The 19225-nt window shown below is 64.6% G+C and carries 22 protein-coding genes and 3 pseudogenes; 8 read left to right on the top strand and 17 right to left on the bottom strand.

Translation table 11 applies throughout. The features are described from left to right. The first annotated feature begins 231 nt into the window (after positions 1 to 231). The 3 genes from AB0H42_RS09000 (at position 232) to AB0H42_RS08990 (ending at position 5803) form a co-directional block, all read left to right on the top strand. Positions 232 to 2472 (top strand): MMPL family transporter, encoded by a 2241-nt coding sequence (locus tag AB0H42_RS09000; RefSeq protein ID WP_357052289.1) that lies wholly within the window; start codon positions 232 to 234, stop codon positions 2470 to 2472. 389 nt (positions 2473 to 2861) lie between these two features. After that, the gene (locus tag AB0H42_RS08995; protein ID WP_357052058.1) at positions 2862 to 4061 is read left to right on the top strand and encodes an alpha/beta fold hydrolase; all 1200 of its coding nucleotides are present in this window, start codon (positions 2862 to 2864) and stop codon (positions 4059 to 4061) included. Between the two features lie 413 nt (positions 4062 to 4474). Next, complete coding sequence (locus AB0H42_RS08990) at positions 4475 to 5803, top strand: helix-turn-helix domain-containing protein (RefSeq protein WP_357052055.1); 1329 nt, start codon at positions 4475 to 4477, stop codon at positions 5801 to 5803. Here the strand turns inward: AB0H42_RS08990 and AB0H42_RS08985 are convergent. The 9 genes and pseudogenes from AB0H42_RS08985 to AB0H42_RS08945 form a co-directional block, all read right to left on the bottom strand. Continuing rightward, positions 5800 to 6432, bottom strand: a complete 633-nt coding sequence (locus tag AB0H42_RS08985; RefSeq protein ID WP_357052052.1) for a TetR/AcrR family transcriptional regulator — start codon at positions 6430 to 6432, stop codon at positions 5800 to 5802. The two genes, AB0H42_RS08990 and AB0H42_RS08985, sit on opposite strands and share 4 nt — an antisense overlap. 117 nt (positions 6433 to 6549) lie before the next feature. Beyond that, entirely contained in the window at positions 6550 to 7932 is a 1383-nt protein-coding gene (locus AB0H42_RS08980; protein ID WP_357052049.1) for an AarF/ABC1/UbiB kinase family protein, read from the bottom strand. A 395-nt stretch (positions 7933 to 8327) separates the two neighbouring features. Continuing rightward, positions 8328 to 8873 (bottom strand): annotated as a pseudogene (locus AB0H42_RS08975) (3'-5' exonuclease); the annotation flags it as partial. Positions 8874 to 9107: 234 nt separating this feature from the next. After that, entirely contained in the window at positions 9108 to 9647 is a 540-nt protein-coding gene (locus AB0H42_RS08970; protein WP_357052046.1) for a hypothetical protein, read from the bottom strand. Between the two features lie 22 nt (positions 9648 to 9669). Further along, the gene (locus AB0H42_RS08965; protein ID WP_357052044.1) at positions 9670 to 10728 is read right to left on the bottom strand and encodes a hypothetical protein; all 1059 of its coding nucleotides are present in this window, start codon (positions 10726 to 10728) and stop codon (positions 9670 to 9672) included. Positions 10729 to 11071: 343 nt separating this feature from the next. Further along, the gene (locus tag AB0H42_RS08960) at positions 11072 to 11368 is read right to left on the bottom strand and encodes a WXG100 family type VII secretion target (protein ID WP_357052041.1); all 297 of its coding nucleotides are present in this window, start codon (positions 11366 to 11368) and stop codon (positions 11072 to 11074) included. Next, entirely contained in the window at positions 11365 to 11697 is a 333-nt protein-coding gene (locus AB0H42_RS08955) for a WXG100 family type VII secretion target (RefSeq protein WP_357052038.1), read from the bottom strand. The genes AB0H42_RS08960 and AB0H42_RS08955 overlap by 4 nt, the downstream gene beginning before the upstream one ends. 291 nt (positions 11698 to 11988) lie before the next feature. Then, entirely contained in the window at positions 11989 to 12306 is a 318-nt protein-coding gene (locus tag AB0H42_RS08950) for a hypothetical protein (protein WP_357052034.1), read from the bottom strand. 189 nt (positions 12307 to 12495) lie between these two features. Then, positions 12496 to 12909 carry a contact-dependent growth inhibition system immunity protein gene (locus AB0H42_RS08945; RefSeq protein ID WP_357052031.1) on the bottom strand — a complete coding sequence of 138 codons (414 nt, stop codon included), beginning with the start codon at positions 12907 to 12909 and terminating at the stop codon, positions 12496 to 12498. Between AB0H42_RS08945 and AB0H42_RS08940 the strand changes: the two genes are divergently transcribed. Both AB0H42_RS08940 and AB0H42_RS08935 read left to right on the top strand, forming a co-directional pair. After that, a complete protein-coding gene (locus AB0H42_RS08940) occupies positions 12827 to 13438 on the top strand; it encodes an SDR family NAD(P)-dependent oxidoreductase (RefSeq protein WP_357052028.1) in 612 nt (203 codons plus the stop codon). The two genes, AB0H42_RS08945 and AB0H42_RS08940, sit on opposite strands and share 83 nt — an antisense overlap. Before the next feature lie 73 nt (positions 13439 to 13511). Further along, entirely contained in the window at positions 13512 to 13811 is a 300-nt protein-coding gene (locus tag AB0H42_RS08935; protein WP_357052025.1) for an NIPSNAP family containing protein, read from the top strand. Here the strand turns inward: AB0H42_RS08935 and AB0H42_RS08930 are convergent. From AB0H42_RS08930 to AB0H42_RS08915, 4 genes and pseudogenes are all read right to left on the bottom strand, one after another. Beyond that, positions 13805 to 13966, bottom strand: coding sequence for a hypothetical protein (locus tag AB0H42_RS08930; RefSeq protein ID WP_357052022.1), 162 nt, complete (start codon positions 13964 to 13966; stop codon positions 13805 to 13807). The two genes, AB0H42_RS08935 and AB0H42_RS08930, sit on opposite strands and share 7 nt — an antisense overlap. Next, complete coding sequence (locus tag AB0H42_RS08925; protein WP_357052019.1) at positions 13945 to 14724, bottom strand: hypothetical protein; 780 nt, start codon at positions 14722 to 14724, stop codon at positions 13945 to 13947. The genes AB0H42_RS08930 and AB0H42_RS08925 overlap by 22 nt, the downstream gene beginning before the upstream one ends. Before the next feature lie 78 nt (positions 14725 to 14802). Further along, positions 14803 to 14886, bottom strand: a pseudogene (locus tag AB0H42_RS08920) (WD40 repeat domain-containing protein); the annotation flags it as partial. A 121-nt stretch (positions 14887 to 15007) separates the two neighbouring features. Continuing rightward, positions 15008 to 15136 (bottom strand): annotated as a pseudogene (locus AB0H42_RS08915) (hypothetical protein); the annotation flags it as partial. A 94-nt stretch (positions 15137 to 15230) separates the two neighbouring features. Here AB0H42_RS08915 and AB0H42_RS08910 point away from each other — a divergent pair. After that, positions 15231 to 16175, top strand: coding sequence for a DUF3048 domain-containing protein (locus AB0H42_RS08910; RefSeq protein ID WP_357052016.1), 945 nt, complete (start codon positions 15231 to 15233; stop codon positions 16173 to 16175). 341 nt (positions 16176 to 16516) lie between these two features. Here the strand turns inward: AB0H42_RS08910 and AB0H42_RS08905 are convergent, their stop codons facing one another. Together AB0H42_RS08905 and AB0H42_RS08900 are read right to left on the bottom strand one after the other, a co-directional pair. Then, on the bottom strand, positions 16517 to 16840 hold the full coding sequence (locus tag AB0H42_RS08905) for a hypothetical protein (RefSeq protein WP_357052013.1): 324 nt from the start codon (positions 16838 to 16840) through the stop codon (positions 16517 to 16519). Between the two features lie 67 nt (positions 16841 to 16907). Then, positions 16908 to 17120, bottom strand: coding sequence for a hypothetical protein (locus AB0H42_RS08900; protein ID WP_357052010.1), 213 nt, complete (start codon positions 17118 to 17120; stop codon positions 16908 to 16910). Between the two features lie 372 nt (positions 17121 to 17492). Here AB0H42_RS08900 and AB0H42_RS08895 point away from each other — a divergent pair, with 372 nt between their 5' ends. Both AB0H42_RS08895 and AB0H42_RS08890 read left to right on the top strand, forming a co-directional pair. Next, a complete protein-coding gene (locus AB0H42_RS08895; RefSeq protein WP_357052006.1) occupies positions 17493 to 17717 on the top strand; it encodes a helix-turn-helix transcriptional regulator in 225 nt (74 codons plus the stop codon). Between the two features lie 204 nt (positions 17718 to 17921). Beyond that, the gene (locus AB0H42_RS08890) at positions 17922 to 18485 is read left to right on the top strand and encodes a DUF3558 domain-containing protein (protein ID WP_357052003.1); all 564 of its coding nucleotides are present in this window, start codon (positions 17922 to 17924) and stop codon (positions 18483 to 18485) included. Between the two features lie 112 nt (positions 18486 to 18597). Here the strand turns inward: AB0H42_RS08890 and AB0H42_RS08885 are convergent, their stop codons facing one another. Beyond that, positions 18598 to 18852, bottom strand: coding sequence for a hypothetical protein (locus AB0H42_RS08885; protein WP_357052000.1), 255 nt, complete (start codon positions 18850 to 18852; stop codon positions 18598 to 18600). A 36-nt stretch (positions 18853 to 18888) separates the two neighbouring features. Further along, positions 18889 to 19107, bottom strand: a complete 219-nt coding sequence (locus AB0H42_RS08880; protein WP_357051997.1) for a helix-turn-helix transcriptional regulator — start codon at positions 19105 to 19107, stop codon at positions 18889 to 18891. Between the last annotated feature and the right edge of the window lie 118 nt (positions 19108 to 19225).

Here is a 19225-nt window from a genome sequence, read left to right as displayed (position 1 = left end):
CCAACGACTTACGGGCATAGGACAAAGTGGCCCGCGCATCTGGCGACGGCGTCAGCGTAATGGCCGTCGCGGGGTGGCCGACATGCTTCAGGGGCACTTCACAAACGAACAACAGTCTGTTTGTGGGATCTCGAATCATCCCGGCTCGCCGCTGTGCAACCGGTTGGCTCGGCCTATGTTCCGAGTGTTCGGCGATCTGTGCCAGAACTGCGTATCGGTTGGGAGGCGGCTTTGTTCGGCGAGTTCACCCGCTGGATAGATCTGATCGTCCGGCGCCGGTTCGTCGTGCTCGGGCTGGTCGTGGCGGCCCTGCTGGCGCTCGGCGGCTACGGCCTCGGTCTCGGTGATCGGCTCAGCGTCAGCGGCTGGGACGATCCAGGATCGGAATCCGCTCGCGCTCTCCGGCTGAAGGACGAGGCGTTCGGGCGCAACCATATCGCCGACGTGATCCTGCTGTTCCACGCGCCCGCCGGCGCGACCATCGACGACCCGGACTTCGCCGCGACCGCGGTGGCCCACCTGGACAGCCTGCCGAAACGGTTCCCGGCCGAGATAGCGAAGATCAACGGCGCCTACTGGCCCACCGGCACCGGACTCGCCCTGCCGGATATCTTCGGCACCGAGCAGCGCGACCACGCCTTTGCCTCGGTCGCTGTTCGCGGTGACGACGACACCACGGTGCTGCGCAACTATCGGAAGGTCGCCGATCAGCTCACGATTCCCGGCGTCGATATGGAGGTCGCCGGCGGGCAACCGGTCGCGCTGGCCCTGAACGACACCATGGCACACGACCAGCGGCGCATGGAGCTGATCGCGATCCCGGCGGTGGCGGTGCTGTTGTTCTTCCTGTTCGGTGGGGTGGTGGCCGCGGCGCTGCCGCTGCTCGTGGGTGGGCTGACCGTGCTCGGCGCCTGGGGAATCGTCCGGCTGCTCACTCATGTCATGGAGGTGAACTCGTTCGTCTCCCCGGTGGTGTCGATGATCGGGCTCGGCCTCGCCATCGATTACGGGCTGTTCCTCGTGAGCCGGTTCCGCGAGGAACTGGCCGCCGGGCACGAGGTCGGGGAGTCGGTGCGGCGCGCGACCGTGACCGCGGGGCGGACCGTGGTGTTCTCCGCCACCATCGTGGTGGCCGCCTCGGGCGTGATCCTGCTCTTTCCGCACGGATTCCTGCGTTCGTTCGCGCTCGGCGCCATGGTGACGGTGGCGCTGGCCGCCGCTGTCTCGGTCACTGTCTTGCCCGCTGTCCTGGCGATCCTCGGCCGCCGGGTGGATATGTGGGGATTCAACCGCTTTCACTCCCGCCGGGCGGGGACCGACCAGCGGAACAATCCCTGGGGCCGGGTCGCCGGGTGGGTCATGCGCAGGCCGCTGCGCGTCGCGGCGCCGGTGATAGCGGTCCTGGTACTGCTCATCGTTCCGGTGCGCGATATGGCGTTCGGCGGGATCTCCGAACGTTTCCTGCCGCCGGAGCATCCGACCCGCACAGCGCAGCAGCATTTCGACGCGATCTTCCCGCTGCGCCAGATCAACCCGGTCGATCTGGTGGTGATCACCCACGACACCAGCGACATCGGGACAGTGGTGGACCGGGCGAATACGGCACCCGGTCTGCAGGCCCCGTTCCCGCCGGCCCTACAGGCGCAGTCGCATCTCGGCGTTTTCACCACCTCGACCGTGCTGCGCGACGCTCACGATGCCGGCGAGACCCTCGACTATCTGCGGTCCATGCCGGTGCCGAACGGTACAACGGTGCTGGTCGGCGGGCAGCCCGCGGTGGAACAGGACAGCGTGGCCGCGCTGGTGGACCGGCTGCCGCTCATGACCATGCTGGTCTTCCTGATCACGACCGTGCTGATGGTGCTCGCCTTCGGGTCGGTGGTGCTGCCGTTGCAGGCCGGCTTCCTGAACCTGCTCGGACTCGGCTCCACGCTCGGCATCCTCACCTGGATCTTCATTCAGGGGCACGGCGCCGGAGCGCTGGGGTTCACGCCGCAGCCGATCATGGCACTGGTGCTGGTCTTGATCGTCTCGGTGATCTACGGGCTGTCCACCGACTATCAGGTGTTTCTGCTGGCCCGCATCGCGGAGGCACGGGCGGCGGGCGCGACTGCCACCGAGGCCGTGCGCGCCGGTATCGCGCGCACCGGCTGGATCATCACCGCCGCCGCCCTCGTCCTGCTCGTCGTCTGCGGGGCCTTCGCGTTGTCCGATCTGGTCATGATGCAGTACATCGCGGTCGGCATGGTGGCAGCGCTGTTCATCGATGCCACCATTCTGCGGCTGCTGCTGGTCCCCGCGACGATGAAAATGTTCGGACGTGCCTCGTGGTGGGCTCCCGGGCTCTTTCGCCGTCGGGGTCGTTATGGGGAGTCCGAGAGCGCGGTCGTCGCGGCGGACGAGCACCGGCGCGGGATCCCGCCGTCCTTCGAGGAAGCCGAGGAGCCGCTGGTGCAGGTCGGCGAGCGGTGAAGCTTTTGCCCTGGGTAGCCGGGCACGCAAAGTGTTGCCGTTTCGATGCCGCTGTGCGGGACGCGTATTCGGTGTATTCGACGTAATTGTCCCGTGATCTGTTCGTATTTCCGATTGTTCACCAAAGCCAACAGTGATCTATTGGTATATGGGCCTATGTCCGCAGAGAATTACAGGTGGCGCGAAAGCCCTTTGCTGCAACGGTATTCGACCGGCCTCTGTGAACAGGTCCAAACCCAGTTGTCGGCAATTCGTGACGTATCCAGTACATATGCGCAGCGACCGGAAAACAGGGCCGGCGCTCGTATTGTCGGCGCAGCTTGCTCGTGGTGAAAACCGCTCCGCGGCACGAGAAGGCGACCGTGCTGTTCTCCCCAGGAAGGCCCTTGATGACAAGACCAATCTCCGCCCGACTGCGGGCGGCCGTGCTGCTGGCCGCTGCCGCGGTCACGTGCGGACTCACCACGGCGAGTGGCCACGCACAGCCTGCGGCAGCGCCCACGGAGCAAGATCTGGCAGCCTATATCGCGGCCGGGCGCACCGGGCAGCCGATCGCCGATTCGGGTAGTGCCAGTGGTTCGGCGTGTAATTCCGGCAGCGGTGCGGGGTCGGGAAACGGTTCCGGTGACTGCTACGGCGGATCGGGCAGCAGCTCCGGTTTGTCGGGTGGGTTCGCTTCCGACACTGTCGGTTACGGGCCGGCGCAGACTTCATGGTTGGCCGCTTTCGGGTACGGGCTGGCCAACGGGGATGCGGCCCCGCCGGGAGCCAACGACTGGAACTGCAAACCTACTGCCGAGCATCCTCGTCCGGTGCTGCTGATCCACGGCACCTGGATGAACGCCTACAACGGTTTCGCGTTCATGGGTCAGCCGATCAAGGACGCCGGGTTCTGCACCTTCACCTTCAACTACGGTCGCTCCAACCTCGTGCAGGGCGGCGGGGTGGGATCGGTGCTGCCCGGTGTGATGGGTACCGGCTACATCCAGGACTCGGCGAAGCAGCTGGCAGGGTTCGTGGACCGGGTGCTGGCCGCCACCGGCGCCGCCGAAGTCGATCTCGTCGCTCACTCGCAGGGTGGGTCGATGGCGAACTGGTACACCAAATTCGAGGGCGGCGCGGACAAGGTCGATAAGCTGGTGACCTTCGGCGCCACTCACCATGGCACCTCCCTGGACGGGATCGGGGCGCTGGGCCGGGCCATCAACAACTTCGGCATCGATATTCTCGGGTTCATCGAGCTCTTCGTGGGCCACGCCGGAATCCAGCAGACCATCGGATCGGATTTCGTCAACCAGCTCAACGCTGCCGGGGATACGGTCGCCGGGGTGGATTACACCGTGGTGGGTACCCGCTACGACGAGGTGACCAACCCCTACGATCTGACATTCCTGCAGCCCGGTCCCGGTGCGACGGTCCGCAACATCACTCTGCAAAACGGCTGCGAACAGGACCTGTCGGATCACCTGACACTCATGTACTCGCCCCGGGCGTTGTCCATCGCGCTGCAGGCCTTGGATCCCGCGCGGTTTCCGGCACTGCAATGCTCCTTCAACCCGTGGCTGATCGGAGGTGCCGGGAAATTGTGACCGGTCGGTAGACGGGTGCACCCACCGGATCGGCAGCTTCTCCGCGCCGACCGGATCGGGCGCACCCGGTCGCCGTGGCGGCGCGTAGGCGCTCACACGTTTTCCGCTGGGGCGTCGCTCGTCGATCAGCGTTCGTTTCCGGCGAGATGAAAAAGTGAGCACCTACCCAAATCGACGTAGTGAAGCTGCCGACAGTTCTCGACAATCGGAAGGTTGTCCCTGTTCAGCAATGGTTGATGGCAAGGGTTACTCCCGTCCGAAAGAGGAGTAGAAGGTGAGTAATCGCTCAGATTAGCCTGTGACAGCAGAGTAAGCGCTTCGCGGCACCATCCGTTGCCGCTGGGGTGCTCGGGTCCCCAGCCTTCCGCTGCGGGGCTTCGTTCAGCACTGCGGTGACAAGGAGGTCACACGTAATGATCGACAACATCGCCCTCCGCGCACCCGAGACGCGTCATCGCACACCCGTACCTGATATCCCCCGATTCGCGCGGGAGATCGTGGCGCACCTCGTCCGCACAGGCGTCCCGTGCGCTGTCGCGCCCGAAGACACTCTCGGCAGCGAACTCACCGCGGTGGCCCGGTCCTGCCTGGTCTGGATCATCCGGCGGTTGAACGGCGAAGCCGTGCCCGACCAGATCGAACGGCTGGAATCGGCTGCCGCGCGCTGGGCCCACTATGGTGTTCCGATCGGTACCGTCCTGCACGCAGTCCACCAAGGCCTGAAAAAAGGTGTGGACCTACTGTTCCCGGTAGCGCATCCCGGCCACGGATTCGACATCACCACCGGAATGACCGCGGTGGTGCAACTACTGAATTCGGTCACCTCCAGTATCAGCAAAATCTATGTGCGCGAACTCAAAAGCCTCACCGCCGCGCACCGGACCGCCGTCCACACGCTGACCTCCGCGCTGCTCAGCGGCCACACCACCGCTGCGGCAGCCCGGGAATGCGGGATCTCGGTGGCATCCCACTACCTTGTGCTCGCAGTCGCGATCCCGGCCCACCCGGACGAACGAAAGCCCGGACTCGACCGCCACATCGTCGCCCGCCGGAAACTGCGCCGCGTCCAATCGGCTCTCGCCACCCGATCGGACAGCAAGGCCCTGTCCCTGCTCTCCGTCGACGGGGGAACGATCCTGCTCCCCGCCGAACCTGATGCCGAACCGGCAATAGACGAACTCGTGCAATACCTCTCCGCCGCGGCGCAGATCCCGCTCACCGCCACTGCCCTCTTCGCCGCTACCGAAGAGATAGCCGCTGCGACCCGTCACGCCCACGAACTCCTCGACACTGTCGAACACCTCGGGCTCGGCCCGGGTGTGCACCGCTTCACCGAATTGGCCATGGAATACCAGCTCACCCGGCCCGGGATCGGGCGGACGGTCCTGCAGCAGCGACTCGCCCCACTCGACGACCACCCTGACCTCGGACACACACTGCAGACCTACATCGCCAACGACCGCAACCGGCAACGCACCGCCCGCCAACTATGCCTCCACCCCAATACCATCGACTACCGGCTGCAACGCATAGGCGAACTCACCGGCCTGGATATCGCCGACGCCAAGGCCTGGTGGTATCTCCACGCAGCACTGATCACGCGTACCGCGTCACCACACCGGGAACCGGCGAACCGAAACGACCCCCGGCAACGAACCAGCGCCGACCGGAAGCCGATATCGGTGGGACCGGCGGGTTCTGCGGCCGCTAAATCTCGCTGCGACGGCCACACCGATAGCTAGGAGCCGGTGGGTGCCCCGGCTTCGGCGTTGAGCCACGAGCCGATCATTCGAGCTGTCATCTCGATGGCTTCTCGGCGGTCTTCGTCGGTGATGCCTTCCGCCGAAGCGCGCAGAACCGCGGCGAATCCGGTGTTGAGGAAGACGAAGGCCATGACGTCGTAGCGGTGGTCGTCGCCGGGGCCGAGGCCCTGGATCAGCATCACTTTGACCAGGAGATGCAGGCGTGGCTCGAACTCCGGTAGGCCGCTGCTGTAGAACTGGACGCCGCCCACCAGGGCTCGGACCAGGCCGGCGTTGGCGACGAGTTCGTCGGTGACGGTGTGGAGGATATCGGAGATCAGCGCTTCGAGGGCCGTGTGCGGCAGCGTCGACAGACGCTGGGTGAAGCGGCGCTCGATGGTTTCCAGCAACCGCTGCAGAAGTTCTTCGACCATGACCGAACGGTCCGCGAAGTACCGGTAGACGGTACCGATACTCAGGCCTGCCTCGGTGGCGATCCGATTGGTCGAGGTCGCGGCGATACCCCGCTCGCCGAACAACCGCGCCGCTGTGTCCAGGATATGTTCTCTGGTGGCTTTCGCGCGCTCTTGACTCGGCCGCCGCCGCGGGCCGGCCGCTTTGGGCGGCATCGCTCACTCCTGCCTACTGCTTCACTGCCTGCGAGCGGCCCATGATATCGCTCGCTACCAATGGATTCGCGCACCGTCGTCCGTCCGAGCTGCCCCGCCGTCGGCGACCCGGCGGCATCAGTGGCCCGGTAGTGCGCCGGCCCGCCAGGCGGCGTGCGCGATGCCGATATCGGTTGTCGCCGGTTCGTCGTAGAGCCATTCGCGAGCGATGCGGTGCCAGTTGTTGCCGGCTCGGAGTTGGCCGAGCAGTGCGAAGGTGAACAGGTCGGCGCGGCGGGAGAAAACATGCTCGCGGGGGAGTAGCTGGCGCCGCATGCCGCGGAACCGGCTGGAGCGTGGATCGATGGCCAGCACCACCGCGCCGGTGGCGAGTTCCGGGGTGACCGTGATCTGCTCGTCGAGCAGGTGCCAGCCGGCGGCGGACCACACGTATTCGAGGCATTCCCGGGTGTCCACACCCGAGTCCGGGGCGACGATCCCGCGGCCGACCCAATTGTTGTAGAGGTCTTCGGCGCGGTGCTCACCCGCCGCGCGCAGGCACCGGCGTTCGAAAGCGACATCGGTGGGGTCCATTCGATTGTAGAGACCGAAATCGACGAAGGTCAGCCGGCCGTCGGGAGCGAGCAACAGATTGCCCGGGTGGGGATCACCACAGAATTCGTAGTCCGTGAACAGGGCGTTGATGTAGAAGCGGCAGATCAATTCACCCAGCCGGTCGCGTTCTTGCTGGGGAAGCTTCTGCATGTGCTCGAAGGACTTTCCTTCGACGAACTCGGTAACCAGTACTCGGGGCGTGCACAGGGGCGCCACCACGTCCGGTACCGCGATCAGCGGGTGACCGCGGTAACGATCGGCCACTCGGTGCTGGGAGCGCGCTTCGCGTAGGTAGTCCAGTTCGCGGATCAGGTTTTCGGCGACCTCGTCGAGTACCGCGACATCGGCCGCGCTCGGCAGCGCCGATTTCCACAGCCTGCTGAAGAACTGCAGATTCTTGACGTCGGCGACCACGGCCTCCCCGACGCCCGGATACTGCACTTTCACCGCTACTGTGCGGCCATCTCGTAACACCGCGCGATACACCTGCCCGATCGAGGCCGCCGCGACGGGTATTTCATCGAAATCGGAAAAGACGCCATTCAGCGATCCGAGTTCGTCCTCGACGATTCCTCGCATGGCGGCGAACGGCACCACCGGTGCCCGGTCACGCAGTTCGCCCAATTTCGCCCGGAACAATTCACGATGCGATTCGGGAACCAGGTCCACCTCCAGCACCGACAACATCTGGCCCAGCTTCATCGCCGCGCCCTTCATGCTGCCCAGTACAGCCACCATCTGCTGTGCCGCCTGCAACGTCGAGCGCTCGGCGAGAACACGACGAGCCTGTTCGGGCCGTCCGATCATGGCCAGCCGTGTCCCTACCCCGAGAGCAGCTTGCCCGGCGGTGAGCCGACCGAGCCTGCCCGCTCGGGCCAACCGCCCCGAAGCGACGTGTCCGTCCACCGGCAGACCTCCTCGAGCCGTTACACACCCCGTCGCGAACCGTGCAGTGCTGGAACCGGCATCGAGCCGAATCAGCACATCTCATCTGCCCCATTGTTCAAGACCACATCGCGCTGCGGTCCCGGACCACTCGACTTCGGCGACGGCCCAGCCGACCAGCGCCCGGCTTGTGACCCGGCACAGCGCACGCAGCCGACTCTCTTCGGGGGAATAAGCGAGCACCGGCGGGGGGAAACGGCGTGCACTGCGTTTCCGCGCGGTACACAAGTCGCGGCCTGTCTGGGTGCCGTTGTGGTTGATCACCGTGATCGACCGTCGTGGTGGCGGTCCCGATCCGGCGACGGTCGATCCGGCGGGCGGGCAGGGTGTTCGCGGTGAGCCGGACTCGCCGAAAGCTACTTTGTGTACCGGCCCAGCAGCTCGGACCGCTGCCCGCTCCAGGTGACCACCACCTGATCACGGGCCCGGCTCGTCGCGACATACAAGAGCGACCGTTCTCTCAGGTCCGCTTCGCCGCGCTCTTCCGCGGGCACACCGTTGAAGCCGGCCCGCGAGGGCACATGGGCTTCGTCGATTCCGGAAAGGATCACCCGGGAGAACTCCATTCCTTTCGATCGGTGCATTGTCATGACCTGGACGTGCCCGGGGACCGGCGGGTTTTCGTCCAAGGCCCGGGCCTCGACCCCGCGTTCGGCGAGTCCACGCACCATCTGGTTGCGGTCGTTGAGGCCGCGGGTGAGGACAGCGATGGTGTCGCGGTCTGCATCGTTGCCCGGCTGCAGCCATTCCCTGATCTGCTTCGCCACTGCTTGGAGTTCATCGGCGGCCGAACCGTATTGGCGCAGCTCGGGTTTCGACCCTCGCGCCGAGCGGTAGTCGGCGGTGGACTCCTCTCCCTCCTCCAGGTCGTGGTAGTCGGCGCCGTCGAGGATGCTCATGGCTGAGGTATCGCGCATCGGCTCGCCTCATCGAAAATCACGAGGTCGAACAGTGCCGGCGCGGGCGGAAAATAGCGGGCCGACAGCGTGCTTCGCGGCCCAGGTGTGGACAAATTCCCGGATCGCCCATCGTAAGTTCCTCTACGCGAGCGTCGCGGTACTCTCCGTCCCGGCCGCCGCTGTCGCCATTGGCTGTGCCTTCGTGGTGTCACAATGAATTGCGGCGGTCCACTGTTCTCAACGCGGCTGATCGGCCATCGTGTCTACTTCCTGAAGGAGCCCCCATGAAAACCTGAGGAAGAGGTGATTGCCGGTCTCGGGATCTCGGACAGTATAGCTGTTGTACGTGCCCCAAGAATCTATTTCTCGAACCTCATCGAACTTCTCACTTATGTTTATTTCCAGCAGCTTCCACGGTGCCGCGGTTTCATCGAGTTCCGTATAGCTGACGAACTCCACTCTCTTCATGAATGGAAGATTGTCGAGCTCCAGTCTGAACGCAAACTCTTCCCATAGTGGGAGCCGGTACAGAAGCGTCTCCGACTCCGGCCCGCGAGTCTCGTTGATCAAGGCATCATGAAGAATCGGTTTGAGGGCGTGCGCCGTACCACCCTTTCCGGGCATGATCGACTTCGATATCGACTCGGCGCTGGTGAGCATGAGTTCCGTTGTACTGTTCAGGCGGGCCAGAGCGGAATCGAGAACAGGCCGGGGCGGTTGCATTGTCTTCAAGAGGTAGAGCTGGAAATCGACCAAACCCAGCTTGTTCGATATCATGCAGTCCTTTCCGGAGTGGTGATCAACGAGGGCCTGTGGTGGTCACGTCGAGATCGGAGCCAGGGCCGCCGATAGTTCCCCGCTTGAAGGTTACTTCACCATCCGGGGTCACTTCGATCCAGGCCTTTACCTGGGGCTGTGTGGGAAGGACGACAAGATTTCCGTTGGGCAGACTTGCTACACCGGCGGTTTCTCCGAATGCCCGTTCAGCTGCTGCTTCAGCTGCGGTTGCGGCTTCCTGTTGGCCGAGACCGAGTTTTGTTACTTCAGTCGCGATATGTTGCCCCTGGCCGGCTCCTTTCGGTATCTGTGCAGCCGCGTCACCAATAGATTGGCCCAGTTCGGCAGGGTCATCGCCCGTTTGGGGTGGACCTGGATTGCCACCCGATCCATCGTCGTCCGTGGCTATGTGGACGGCCATAGCGGCAATGGAGGCGAGGGCGGCGTTGATGCCGTTCGTGGTGAGATCGGGGATGGCGGTGAAGGCGCCGGAGGCGGTTCCGGCGACGACTACGGCGCCGAAGATGGTCAGTAGTCGGCTGATCGAGACGGCGTTTTTTATGATGCCGGCGGTGGTGGCGACGATCTCGGTGGTGACCACGGCCCCGCCACCGGCGGCTGCGGGGGCGGCGAGGCCTGCGCTGGCGACGGCGGCGATCGCTACTATAGCGACGGTGATCCCGATAGCGGCGGTGACCTCCTTTCCGGCGGTGGCGACCGCGGCCCGGATTTCCCTGCGCATTTCTTCGAGCGCGTCATGGTGTTCGCCGACAGGCGTGACCAGGGATTTGGACGCATGGGCCAGCATATCGGCGGCCTGGGTCAAGGTGTTGAGCTTGGCTTCTATCTCCTCGATGTTCGGGTCGGTGCTACCGGTGAAGGCGGCGTTGACGCCCCTGATCCGGTCCGCGGCGCCCGTGATGGTGGCATGGTTGGCGAAGGCGTTCCAGGCGTCTTTGGCCTTGCCGAGTTTGGTGACGTCCCCGTTGGGGATCCGGCCGACCTGTTCGAGAAGTCCGGCGACCGACCCGGCGTCGAGGCCGGCGCCATTGTCGCCTTTGGCGGAAGTGGGGAGCGCCATCCCGGAGTCGTATAGCGGTTCGGAGGCGGTCGGTCGGTCGGGTTCGGGGCCGCTGGCATGGCGCGGTTGGAATGCCACCAGTTGTATCCGTTGGCAGCCAGCACATCACCGAAGCGTTGCAACGCGTTGGCCAGGGTCGCGGCGAGGGTGACGATGTCGGCGGCGTGCCTGTCGTAGGCGGTTGTCCAGGGTCGGACGTCTCGTGGTCGCCGGCCATACCGCCGCATTCGTGGGCCAGCGTGTGCGACAACGGTCCCAGTGCGAGGCAGATGTCCCCGGCCAGCAGGTGACATTTCTCGGCCGCGGCGTAGTACATGCCCGAGTCGATCACCCAGGTCATGGGTTACCCGCCCTCGAGCATTTTTTTGTTGACTTGGGCCGCGGTGGTGTAGCGGGTGTGTGCGGTGCGGGCGGCATCGCTGATATCGGCCAGGCCGATAGCGAACTCACGGGCGCCGGTCGACCACAGGCGGTGGGCGTCGCGGTACGCGTTGGCGGCCACAGTTTCCCAGGCTCCGTCGAGGGTAGCGACCTTGTCATCGATGAGGTCGAGTTGTTCGGTGAGGTAGCCGGCGAGGCTCGACAAGCGGGAGACGAGGTTGTCGAGTCGTTCGATATCGACGGCGAATTCGGAATTCATAGGTTCAAGCTCGGGAACTGCTGGGAGTTGGCGTCGTCCGTGGCCTGGTAACTGCCGGCCTGCACACCGAGTTCGGCGGCCATGCCGTCGAGTGCCTGCAGGATCTTGACGCCGCCGTCACGCAGTTCGGTCCAGCCGCCGCTGAACTCGTACGCGGCGTCGCCACGCCACCCGTCGCCGAGCAGCGCATCGACGTCTGTACTCGCCGAATCCAGACCGGACCGGAGATTCCGGGCGATATCGGCAACGAACTGTCCCACTGCCCGAACCTCCTCCGGCACAACAGTGACATCACCGGCAGGATTCGGATTCCCCCCTGGATCGACCATGGATGCGAGGTTATCAGCGAGCGCCTGGCCCGGCTACTCGCTCGCGCGCACATCGATCCGGCCCGGAGCTTTCAGCTACCTGGGACGAGCGGTAGCTCGGGTTCGCCCGCTCGGACCGTTCACATCTCGCACACCGGGCACACGCTGCCTTCCGCGAGGGAGTACAGGACATTCCCGTTGGGCAGCACGGCGGTGACCACGGCGGTCTGGTGCGCTTCGCCCGCCGGAGTAACCGCTGATGGGGTGGCACCGCGAAGCGGCACCACCCCATCAGCAACCTTGATCCGCTCTCTAGGTTCGCTTCCGGCTTTCGCGCACCACTACGGTTCCCAGCGTGTCGTACTCCACGCGCTCGAACGTGGCGAAGCCCAGCTCGTTCAGTGCTTTCAGCGCGGCGTGCGAGTTGTAATTGGTGGTCTCGCCGGACCTTGCCTGCACCCCGGTGGCCAGTCCGACGAGTTGGGTCGGCGGCCAGAGAGCGTTGTTGACGAACACTGCATAGGTCTGCGGCGTTCCTGGGGTCTGGTCGCGGGTGGCGAGGAAGATCTGTTCATCACTTATCTGAACCGGACTGCCGTTCATCGTGATCGTCGTGGTCGAGCGAGCCATGTGCCGAGATCCTGCCATAGGATCGGCAGGGCCGAATACGGCATCGTTGATCGGACCGCGGCCGGTTGTCCGCGTGGTGAATCGACGGACAGGGATCGACGCTGGACGCGAATCCGCATCTGACCTGTGAGCAGCACTTCAGTACCGGCACATATTGCACTGTGTGTGGTGAGAAGCAGTTATCGACGGCTATGCCCGGCGCCACTCGTCGATCGACGTCCAGATCGTGCCATGGGGCGCGTCGGAGACTTCGAGGTCACCCTTTTCCGAGATTCGTTCGATCAGCTTCTCGATTCGAGTGATCAGTTCGGCCGAGCCGGATGTCTGTGAATGACAACGCAGAAGAGCCGTCAAAAGGTCGCCTGGGGAGAAGTCGCCTCCGGCGAGCGGATCAGCTTCGAGGATGTCCAGGGCCACCGGAGTCAGTACGTCGACGCCCACTCTTTGTGAGAGGAGGATCCGGAGGTTTTCGACGGTGAGGTCCGTCAATGGGACATCTCTCAGCTCGTGCCCGGTCTTCATGAGTCGAGTCGCATCCGGACCCGGTGCGTGCCAAGCTTTGCCTTCGATCTGCGTCAGTGTCCGCGGATCGCGATTCTTCACTCGATTTCCCTTTCTGAAGTACGGGCCAGCATCACCCTTCGGCCCGGGCCATGGCCGCGACCGGGCTGGTGTTCGGGGCGGGTTGGACAGAACCGTCCAGCGGCGTGCGGCCACCGCTGCCTATGTTTCGTCGATCGGCGGCAGGCTCACGATGGCTCGAGCCCCCATCTATGCGGCCACCAAGTTGGGACTACACGGGTTCTGTGCGTCGCTTCGTCAGGACCTACACGGATCAGGAGTGAGTGCGTCGGTGGTCTTTCCCGGATCTGTCCGCGACGTGGGATTCGTGGCCGACGCGCATCTCCCGCTGGCACCCGGCTCGAAAGGGATCTCCTCGGACGCCGTTGCACGTAGCGTCATCACCGCGATCGCGCACGACCGAGGCGAAGTCGACGCCGCCGAGCTCCCCGCCCGCATCATGGCCAAGCTTGCGGGTGCGGCGCCTGAATTCACCGCCCGTCTCGTGCGGAGGAAAGAGATCACTGCTTGGGGCGACCAGGTGGCGGACGGCCTGCGTCACCGCCGCTGAGCGGAGCGCCTACGGATTCTCCCGCAGCGTGAGGCCGTCGCAACAAACTGCACTGGTGACGAAGGAACGGATAATGCCTCGTACGACGCAACTGCGGACCCACACGATCCGGGACGGACTCCTCGAGGAGTGGGCGGGTAAGTGGCGGGATCTGGTGGTGCCGCTTCGACTCGAACTCGGTTTCGAGATCGGGGGAGCCTGGCTCGATCACGAACACAGCCAGTACATCTGGCTGATCTCCCACGAAGGCGAGGACACGTTCGAGGAAGCAAATGAACGCTACCGGGCCTCGCCGAAAAGGGAAGCGCTCGGACTCGACCCCGCGCAGTACCTCGTCGGCCGGGAGGTCAGGGTCGTAGATCCGGTTCAGTAAGCCGTAAGCAGATGCGCCGAACGTTCTTCCGGCGTCAATGATCGATATGCTCGCGCCCTGGCTCGCATGCGAAGTTCGTCCAGGTCGACATCGACCGGCCAGATGCGAGCCGTGCCGTCGAAGGACGCGGTGATCACCTGGTCTGCGGAGGGCATCCACTCGAGATCGGTGATCCGGTCCCGGTGGAAGCCGATGACTCCGATCTCGCAGTGGGCCCGGGTGTCCTAGAGGCGGACAGTACGGTTGTCGCTATCCGGGTGCCGTCGGCCGACCACGCGACACCTTTGACTCGCGCGGTGTGTCCGCGTAGGACCGCGGTCGATTCTCCGGTCTCCCTGATCCACAGCCGAGCGGTGTGATCGGCACTACCGGTGATTAGTTGCGACTCCTCAGGCGACCAGGCAACGGAATCGAGCCAGTTTCCGTGCCCGATGAGCGTTGTCACCAGCTTTGCATGTGGGCCTTCGGGGGTTGACGTCACCCGCCACACGGCGCCGGTGCGGTCGTCCGAGACCGTCGCGAGGTACTGGCTCGTGGGCGACCATGCGAGCGCAGTGATCCAGTCGGTGTGGTGGTTCACCCGGACCGATGCAGGCGGGGGTGTCGAGAAGGCGATATAGAGAGAACGGTCGTGTTCCGTGTAGGCGATGTACCGGCCGTCGGGGGATAGCTGGGCGGCTTCGCAGATCATCTCGGTGTCGATGGTGGCCAGGCGTGTCCATTCGGTGCCGGTTCGCCAGAGTGCGACTGTCGAATCCTTGGCGCAGGGGGTCGCGTATGCCGGCGCTGCCGACATATCGAGGACCGGCTCAAGGTGATGGGCGACCTCCTGTGACGGCTGCTCCGCCCCCGGGTCCGATTCGCGGACCGTAGTGTCGGCACCGACCGTGATGACAGAATCACCCTTGGGCACGGCGCGATACACAGGTCCGCGGTGCCCGGTAACCTGGCGGCTCTCGGCTCCTCTCGGGGAGAACGCCCACACACGTGCGGTCCCGTCGGCTCCGCCGGTCGCCAGGGAGGTTCTGTCCGGAGCCCAGCGGACCGCCGACACATCACCGGTATGTCCGTGCAGGACGAACTTCTCCTCGGCGTTCAGCGGGTTCCAGACACGCGCAGTCCCATGGGCACCGCACCAGCATCAAGCCGTCCGGGGATCCACGCGCAGTTCCACGCTCTGTCCCGGTGACACCGGATCAGCATCGACTGGGTTCCGGTGGTCGTTGGGTTCCGGTGGCCGTGTCCCAGATTCGCACGGTCGCACCCCCCGCCGACGCGAGTCGTGGGCCGTCGGGGGAGCAGGCGACACCTTCGACGAAGTCCTCATGCCCTTCGAGTGCGACGGCGGTGTGTCACCGGGTCACCTCCTGCCCTGGTCAAGTGCGGCGTAGAATTGGGTGCGTTACGAGGGTTTCCCCTATGCAACAGCGATGGTGGGTGTGGATTGCCGCGTTCCTGACGACGTTGGGGATGTGCGCTGTATTCGCGTGCAGTAGCGGTACCCGACCCGAGCGCGCTCCGCCCGGCCCGGACACATCCTCCCGGGTAGGGGTGCCCGTGCTGGTCGCGAAGATAGACAACAGTCCGCAGGCACGGCCACCGGTAGGGCTGGGAGCCGCCGATGTGGTCTACGTCGAGCCGGTCGAGGGTGGTTTGAGCCGGTTGGCCGCCGTGTTCTCGACCGACAAACCCCCGGTGATCGGACCTGTCCGAAGCGTGCGGGAAACGGATCTGACGTTGTTGGACCAGTTCGGCAACCCGACGTTGGCATCCTCTGGTGCCGCACCTGAGCTGGTTGCCTCCGTCGATCGCTCGTCGCTCCAGAACGCCGCGGCCGATCGGCAGCCTGCGGCGTACTACCGCGACTACAGTCGCGACGCTCCGCACAATCTGTTCGTCCGCTCGGATCAGTTGCCCGTGGGTGGCGGCTGGCCGTCGGCGTCGCAACTGCACTTCGGTCCTGCGCCTGCCGGTGGCCTGCCCACGCAATATCAGGAAGCGCGGTATCCGAACACGGTGTTCGGTTTCGATTGGTCACCCGGAGAGCAGCGGTGGTTGGTGTCCATGGACGGTGCCGCCTACACCGTTGCCGATACCGGACAGCTCATGGCGAGTACGGTCGTGCTGCAGAGGGTGCAGGTGCAGAACTCGACCGTCAGCGATATCGCGGGCAGCGTCTCACCCCTGGCCCAGACGACCGGTGGCGGTGACGCACTCGTACTTCGGGACGGTCAAGCGTTCCCTGCCGTGTGGTCCCGGCCCTCCCCACAGGCAGGCGCAACCTACACAACCCCCACCGGTACAGCCATCCCCTTCGCGCCGGGGCAGGTCTGGACAGTCCTGATTCCAGCACAGCTCTGGTAACCAGCAACTTCCGGCTCCCGATGGTCGTGACCACTTTGTCCTCCGGTGAGCTCACGCCACAAACGTCCCACCGGAACGATCCATGGGCTGTGGGCGGGCGTAAGCACTGCGAGCGATATCGTCGCCGCTGGGGCCGGCGCCTCGCACGTATTCTCAGCGCGACTGTTCGTGCACCTGTGGGTGCGTTCAGCTGTGGTTCGGTTGTGTTTCCCGTCGAAGTCCGGTGACCTGTCTCCTCGGAACGCGGAGGGCTCACGGCTTGTCTCGGCGTTCGGGGAGCGTCACCGCCAGGATCAGCACGGCGAGTGGCAGGCCGATCGCGATGGCGAATCCGAGCGTGATCACTGTTCGGTCCTGTGCTGTGTGGTGATTGCCGACCCCAGGGGATACTTTTTTGTTCCAGTGATCAGGTCGGCGGCTTGGGTGACCACCCACCACGGGGTGCGCGGCTCGAGGGCGCCGACGTGGGGGATCACGACCGCGTCCGCAGCGTGCTCCAGGGCGTGCTGGACGGCGATCAGCGCGGCCAGGACAGCGACGGTATCCGTGCGGACGGTGTGGACGATGTCCAGCCGGTGTTTCCGCGTCAGTGCTTCATAGGTGGCCGGGTCGTGGGTGCTGTGCAGGAGGGCAACCGCCCGTGTCGGTGCGTCCGGTTCCGTCACAGTGCTTGCCCCTCCACGATTCGACATGGATGTACCGAGACCGAGACGCACGCCCTCGGCCCGGCGGTCACTGTTGGGCCTCGATGTACTTTGCTGCGAGCCGGAACCGGGGGCAGTCGTGTTTGGCGTGGTCGGCCATCAGGTGGATCGCGTGCGCTCGCCCGCGGATGGGGTCGGTGCTCTTGCAGGCTGCCGGGTGGTCGAGATGGCGGAGGCCGGCGGCGACGCGCTCGAGGAGGTTACGGTTGCGGGTGTGCCAGAGCCGTAGGGTGGCCGCCATCGACTGGTTGTGCGCGGGCCTGGTGGGGAGTGCCGGTAGTTCCTGACACATGGAGTCAACGGCACGTGAGGCCGGGGCAAATCCGAATGGCTTGTGGTCCCTGGTTTGGGCTGCAGGTATGGGCATAGCGGTCAGCTCCAGATTCTGAAGTGGCGAAATGCGAGCGGGTGCCTCTGCGACGAACCGGGGCACTCCGACTTCCCTGGAGTGCGGGTATCGCCCTGTGGGATGGGTCCCGATCGGGTGGGACTCGGATCTCGAACGCAGTCACGCCAATAGTATGCACTGATAAGTACAGGTTCGCATAAGTTCCGGAACTGATTAGAACATGCTCTTATTGGGGCATGGCTGGAACGTGGCCTGAACACCAGGGTGGATTGCGTGCCCGAAGGAGACCTACAGCGAACGATCGGGGAGAACATCGCCCGGCTGCGCCATGAGCGTGGACTCAGCCAAGAGCGGTTGGCCCGAGACGTTCTCGGGCTATCGCTGCGGTATGTAGCGGACATAGAGGCCGGGCGCAGGAATCTCACGGTTCAAGCCGTGGAGCGCCTGGCCGAATCTCTGGGGGTCCCTCCGCTGGAGCTGCTGAAATAAGGGGAGGGCGTGAACCGATACCTCATGCCTGTCGCCGCCGCAGGCGCCCTACTTGTCGTCGGATGCGGCACCGGGACATCAGACACACCTGCGCCCACCACGGCGAAACCGGCGACGGTTGGGTTCAATCCGTGTGACGACTTATCGGACGAGGGCCCAGATACCCACGAGGTATAGATCGAACTCAAGGGGTGATCGGATACCGTGGGCAACAATCGGACCGAAGGGGGAGCCTTGCGCCTACGAGTCGTGCTGAGCGCCATCGCACTACTGCTAACCGCTGGATGCGGAACGACCGAGTCGGCGGGGACGTCCGTGTCGGCCACAGAAGCTGTGACCGAACCGTTCAACGTGTGCCAAGACTTGCCGGATGCTGCGCTCACGGCGGCCGGGCTGGACTCCACAACGAAAGACGTGCTAACCGACCCACCTTCCGGTCCGTCGTCATGGCGGGTGTGCGCGTGGGACCCCCTTGGCATGTCGCCTGTGACCTACGTAGTGGAGCTGTATTCGACCTCCCACACCATGGACGAGACCCAGAAGAACGAGAACTTGATCGACTTCACCGAGGTCGATATCGCCGGGCGAGAGGGGATCACGTTCAGGGAGAAGAACACCGCCGAGACCAGGTGCCGCGCGGCATTCGGGGCCGAGCAGGGGTCGTTCATCGTATCCACTGCGTGGATGGAGACCGGCGATAAACCGGCGGACCTGTGCGGACTGGCCGTGCAGTACCTCTCTGATCTGGAACCAGCTCTTCCGGACTAAGCCGGACCCGAGTTTCCGAGCGCTTGCGAGGTATGCTGGTCCGTCTCTGTGAGTTGGCCGATAGCGGCAAGGTAGGTGTCGCGCATGGTCTCGACAATCGCTATCAGACCGTTCAGCCGGTCTGTGGCGTCCACCGCCGCCAGTGTCTCGAATTTGCCCTTGATGTCCTGTGCGGACGGCAGCCCGCCATACCCGGACAGGAAGCCCAGCGCTCGGCCTCACACCTCCGACGGCGGAGATTGTCGAGCAACGTCTCGCATTCGCCCGCCAGCGCCTCGCCCGTATCCTTGTCCAGAGTCATTTCGCCGTTGATGGCCTGCTGTTTCAGCCCCTGCCAGCGCTGCAGCTGGCCTTGCTCATCGGCCATAGCCGCCCCCTTCCGGGATGAACTAGCCGTCCACTCCTACTGCTTCAACAACTCGATCGGGGTAACCCCCAGCGCCTCAGCGATGGATTCCACCGACTTCAAGGTCAGGTTTCGTTTCCCCGCCTCCAAGTCCGACACGTAACGAAGCGACAGCTTGAGCACTTCGTGTGCGAATCGTTCCTGACTCACACCGCGCTGTTGGCGTATTCGGGCGAGGTTCGCCCCGACAGCTCGGCGTAGCTCTCCGGTCGGCATACGACCATGCTCGTGTTCGTGGGTTGATCGGACCAGGATCAGTAGAGACCGTGATCTGATCGTTCAGGAATCGATCCTTCCTGAACTGATATATTCATACTGGGGCCCGTGATTGCGA

Origin of the sequence: Nocardia sp. NPDC050799, assembly GCF_040654015.1 — a bacterium.
Classification (GTDB): domain Bacteria; phylum Actinomycetota; class Actinomycetes; order Mycobacteriales; family Mycobacteriaceae; genus Nocardia.
Note: the sequence above shows the minus strand (reverse complement) of the source record. Positions and strands in the feature narration are given on the sequence as shown.

Coding starts and splice junctions, on each gene's coding strand:
- AB0H42_RS08995 (WP_357052058.1), top strand. CDS start 2,862: ATGACAAGACCAATCTCCGCCCGACTGCGGGCGGCCGTGCTGCTGGCC.
- AB0H42_RS08990 (WP_357052055.1), top strand. CDS start 4,475: ATGATCGACAACATCGCCCTCCGCGCACCCGAGACGCGTCATCGCACA.
- AB0H42_RS08985 (WP_357052052.1), bottom strand. CDS start 6,432: ATGCCGCCCAAAGCGGCCGGCCCGCGGCGGCGGCCGAGTCAAGAGCGC.
- AB0H42_RS08970 (WP_357052046.1), bottom strand. CDS start 9,647: ATGATATCGAACAAGCTGGGTTTGGTCGATTTCCAGCTCTACCTCTTG.
- AB0H42_RS08965 (WP_357052044.1), bottom strand. CDS start 10,728: ATGGCGCTCCCCACTTCCGCCAAAGGCGACAATGGCGCCGGCCTCGAC.
- AB0H42_RS08960 (WP_357052041.1), bottom strand. CDS start 11,368: ATGAATTCCGAATTCGCCGTCGATATCGAACGACTCGACAACCTCGTC.
- AB0H42_RS08955 (WP_357052038.1), bottom strand. CDS start 11,697: ATGGTCGATCCAGGGGGGAATCCGAATCCTGCCGGTGATGTCACTGTT.
- AB0H42_RS08950 (WP_357052034.1), bottom strand. CDS start 12,306: ATGGCTCGCTCGACCACGACGATCACGATGAACGGCAGTCCGGTTCAG.
- AB0H42_RS08940 (WP_357052028.1), top strand. CDS start 12,827: ATGAGTCGAGTCGCATCCGGACCCGGTGCGTGCCAAGCTTTGCCTTCG.
- AB0H42_RS08935 (WP_357052025.1), top strand. CDS start 13,512: ATGCCTCGTACGACGCAACTGCGGACCCACACGATCCGGGACGGACTC.
- AB0H42_RS08930 (WP_357052022.1), bottom strand. CDS start 13,966: ATGCCCTCCGCAGACCAGGTGATCACCGCGTCCTTCGACGGCACGGCT.
- AB0H42_RS08910 (WP_357052016.1), top strand. CDS start 15,231: ATGCAACAGCGATGGTGGGTGTGGATTGCCGCGTTCCTGACGACGTTG.
- AB0H42_RS08900 (WP_357052010.1), bottom strand. CDS start 17,120: ATGGCGGCCACCCTACGGCTCTGGCACACCCGCAACCGTAACCTCCTC.
- AB0H42_RS08885 (WP_357052000.1), bottom strand. CDS start 18,852: ATGGCCGATGAGCAAGGCCAGCTGCAGCGCTGGCAGGGGCTGAAACAG.
- AB0H42_RS08880 (WP_357051997.1), bottom strand. CDS start 19,107: ATGCCGACCGGAGAGCTACGCCGAGCTGTCGGGGCGAACCTCGCCCGA.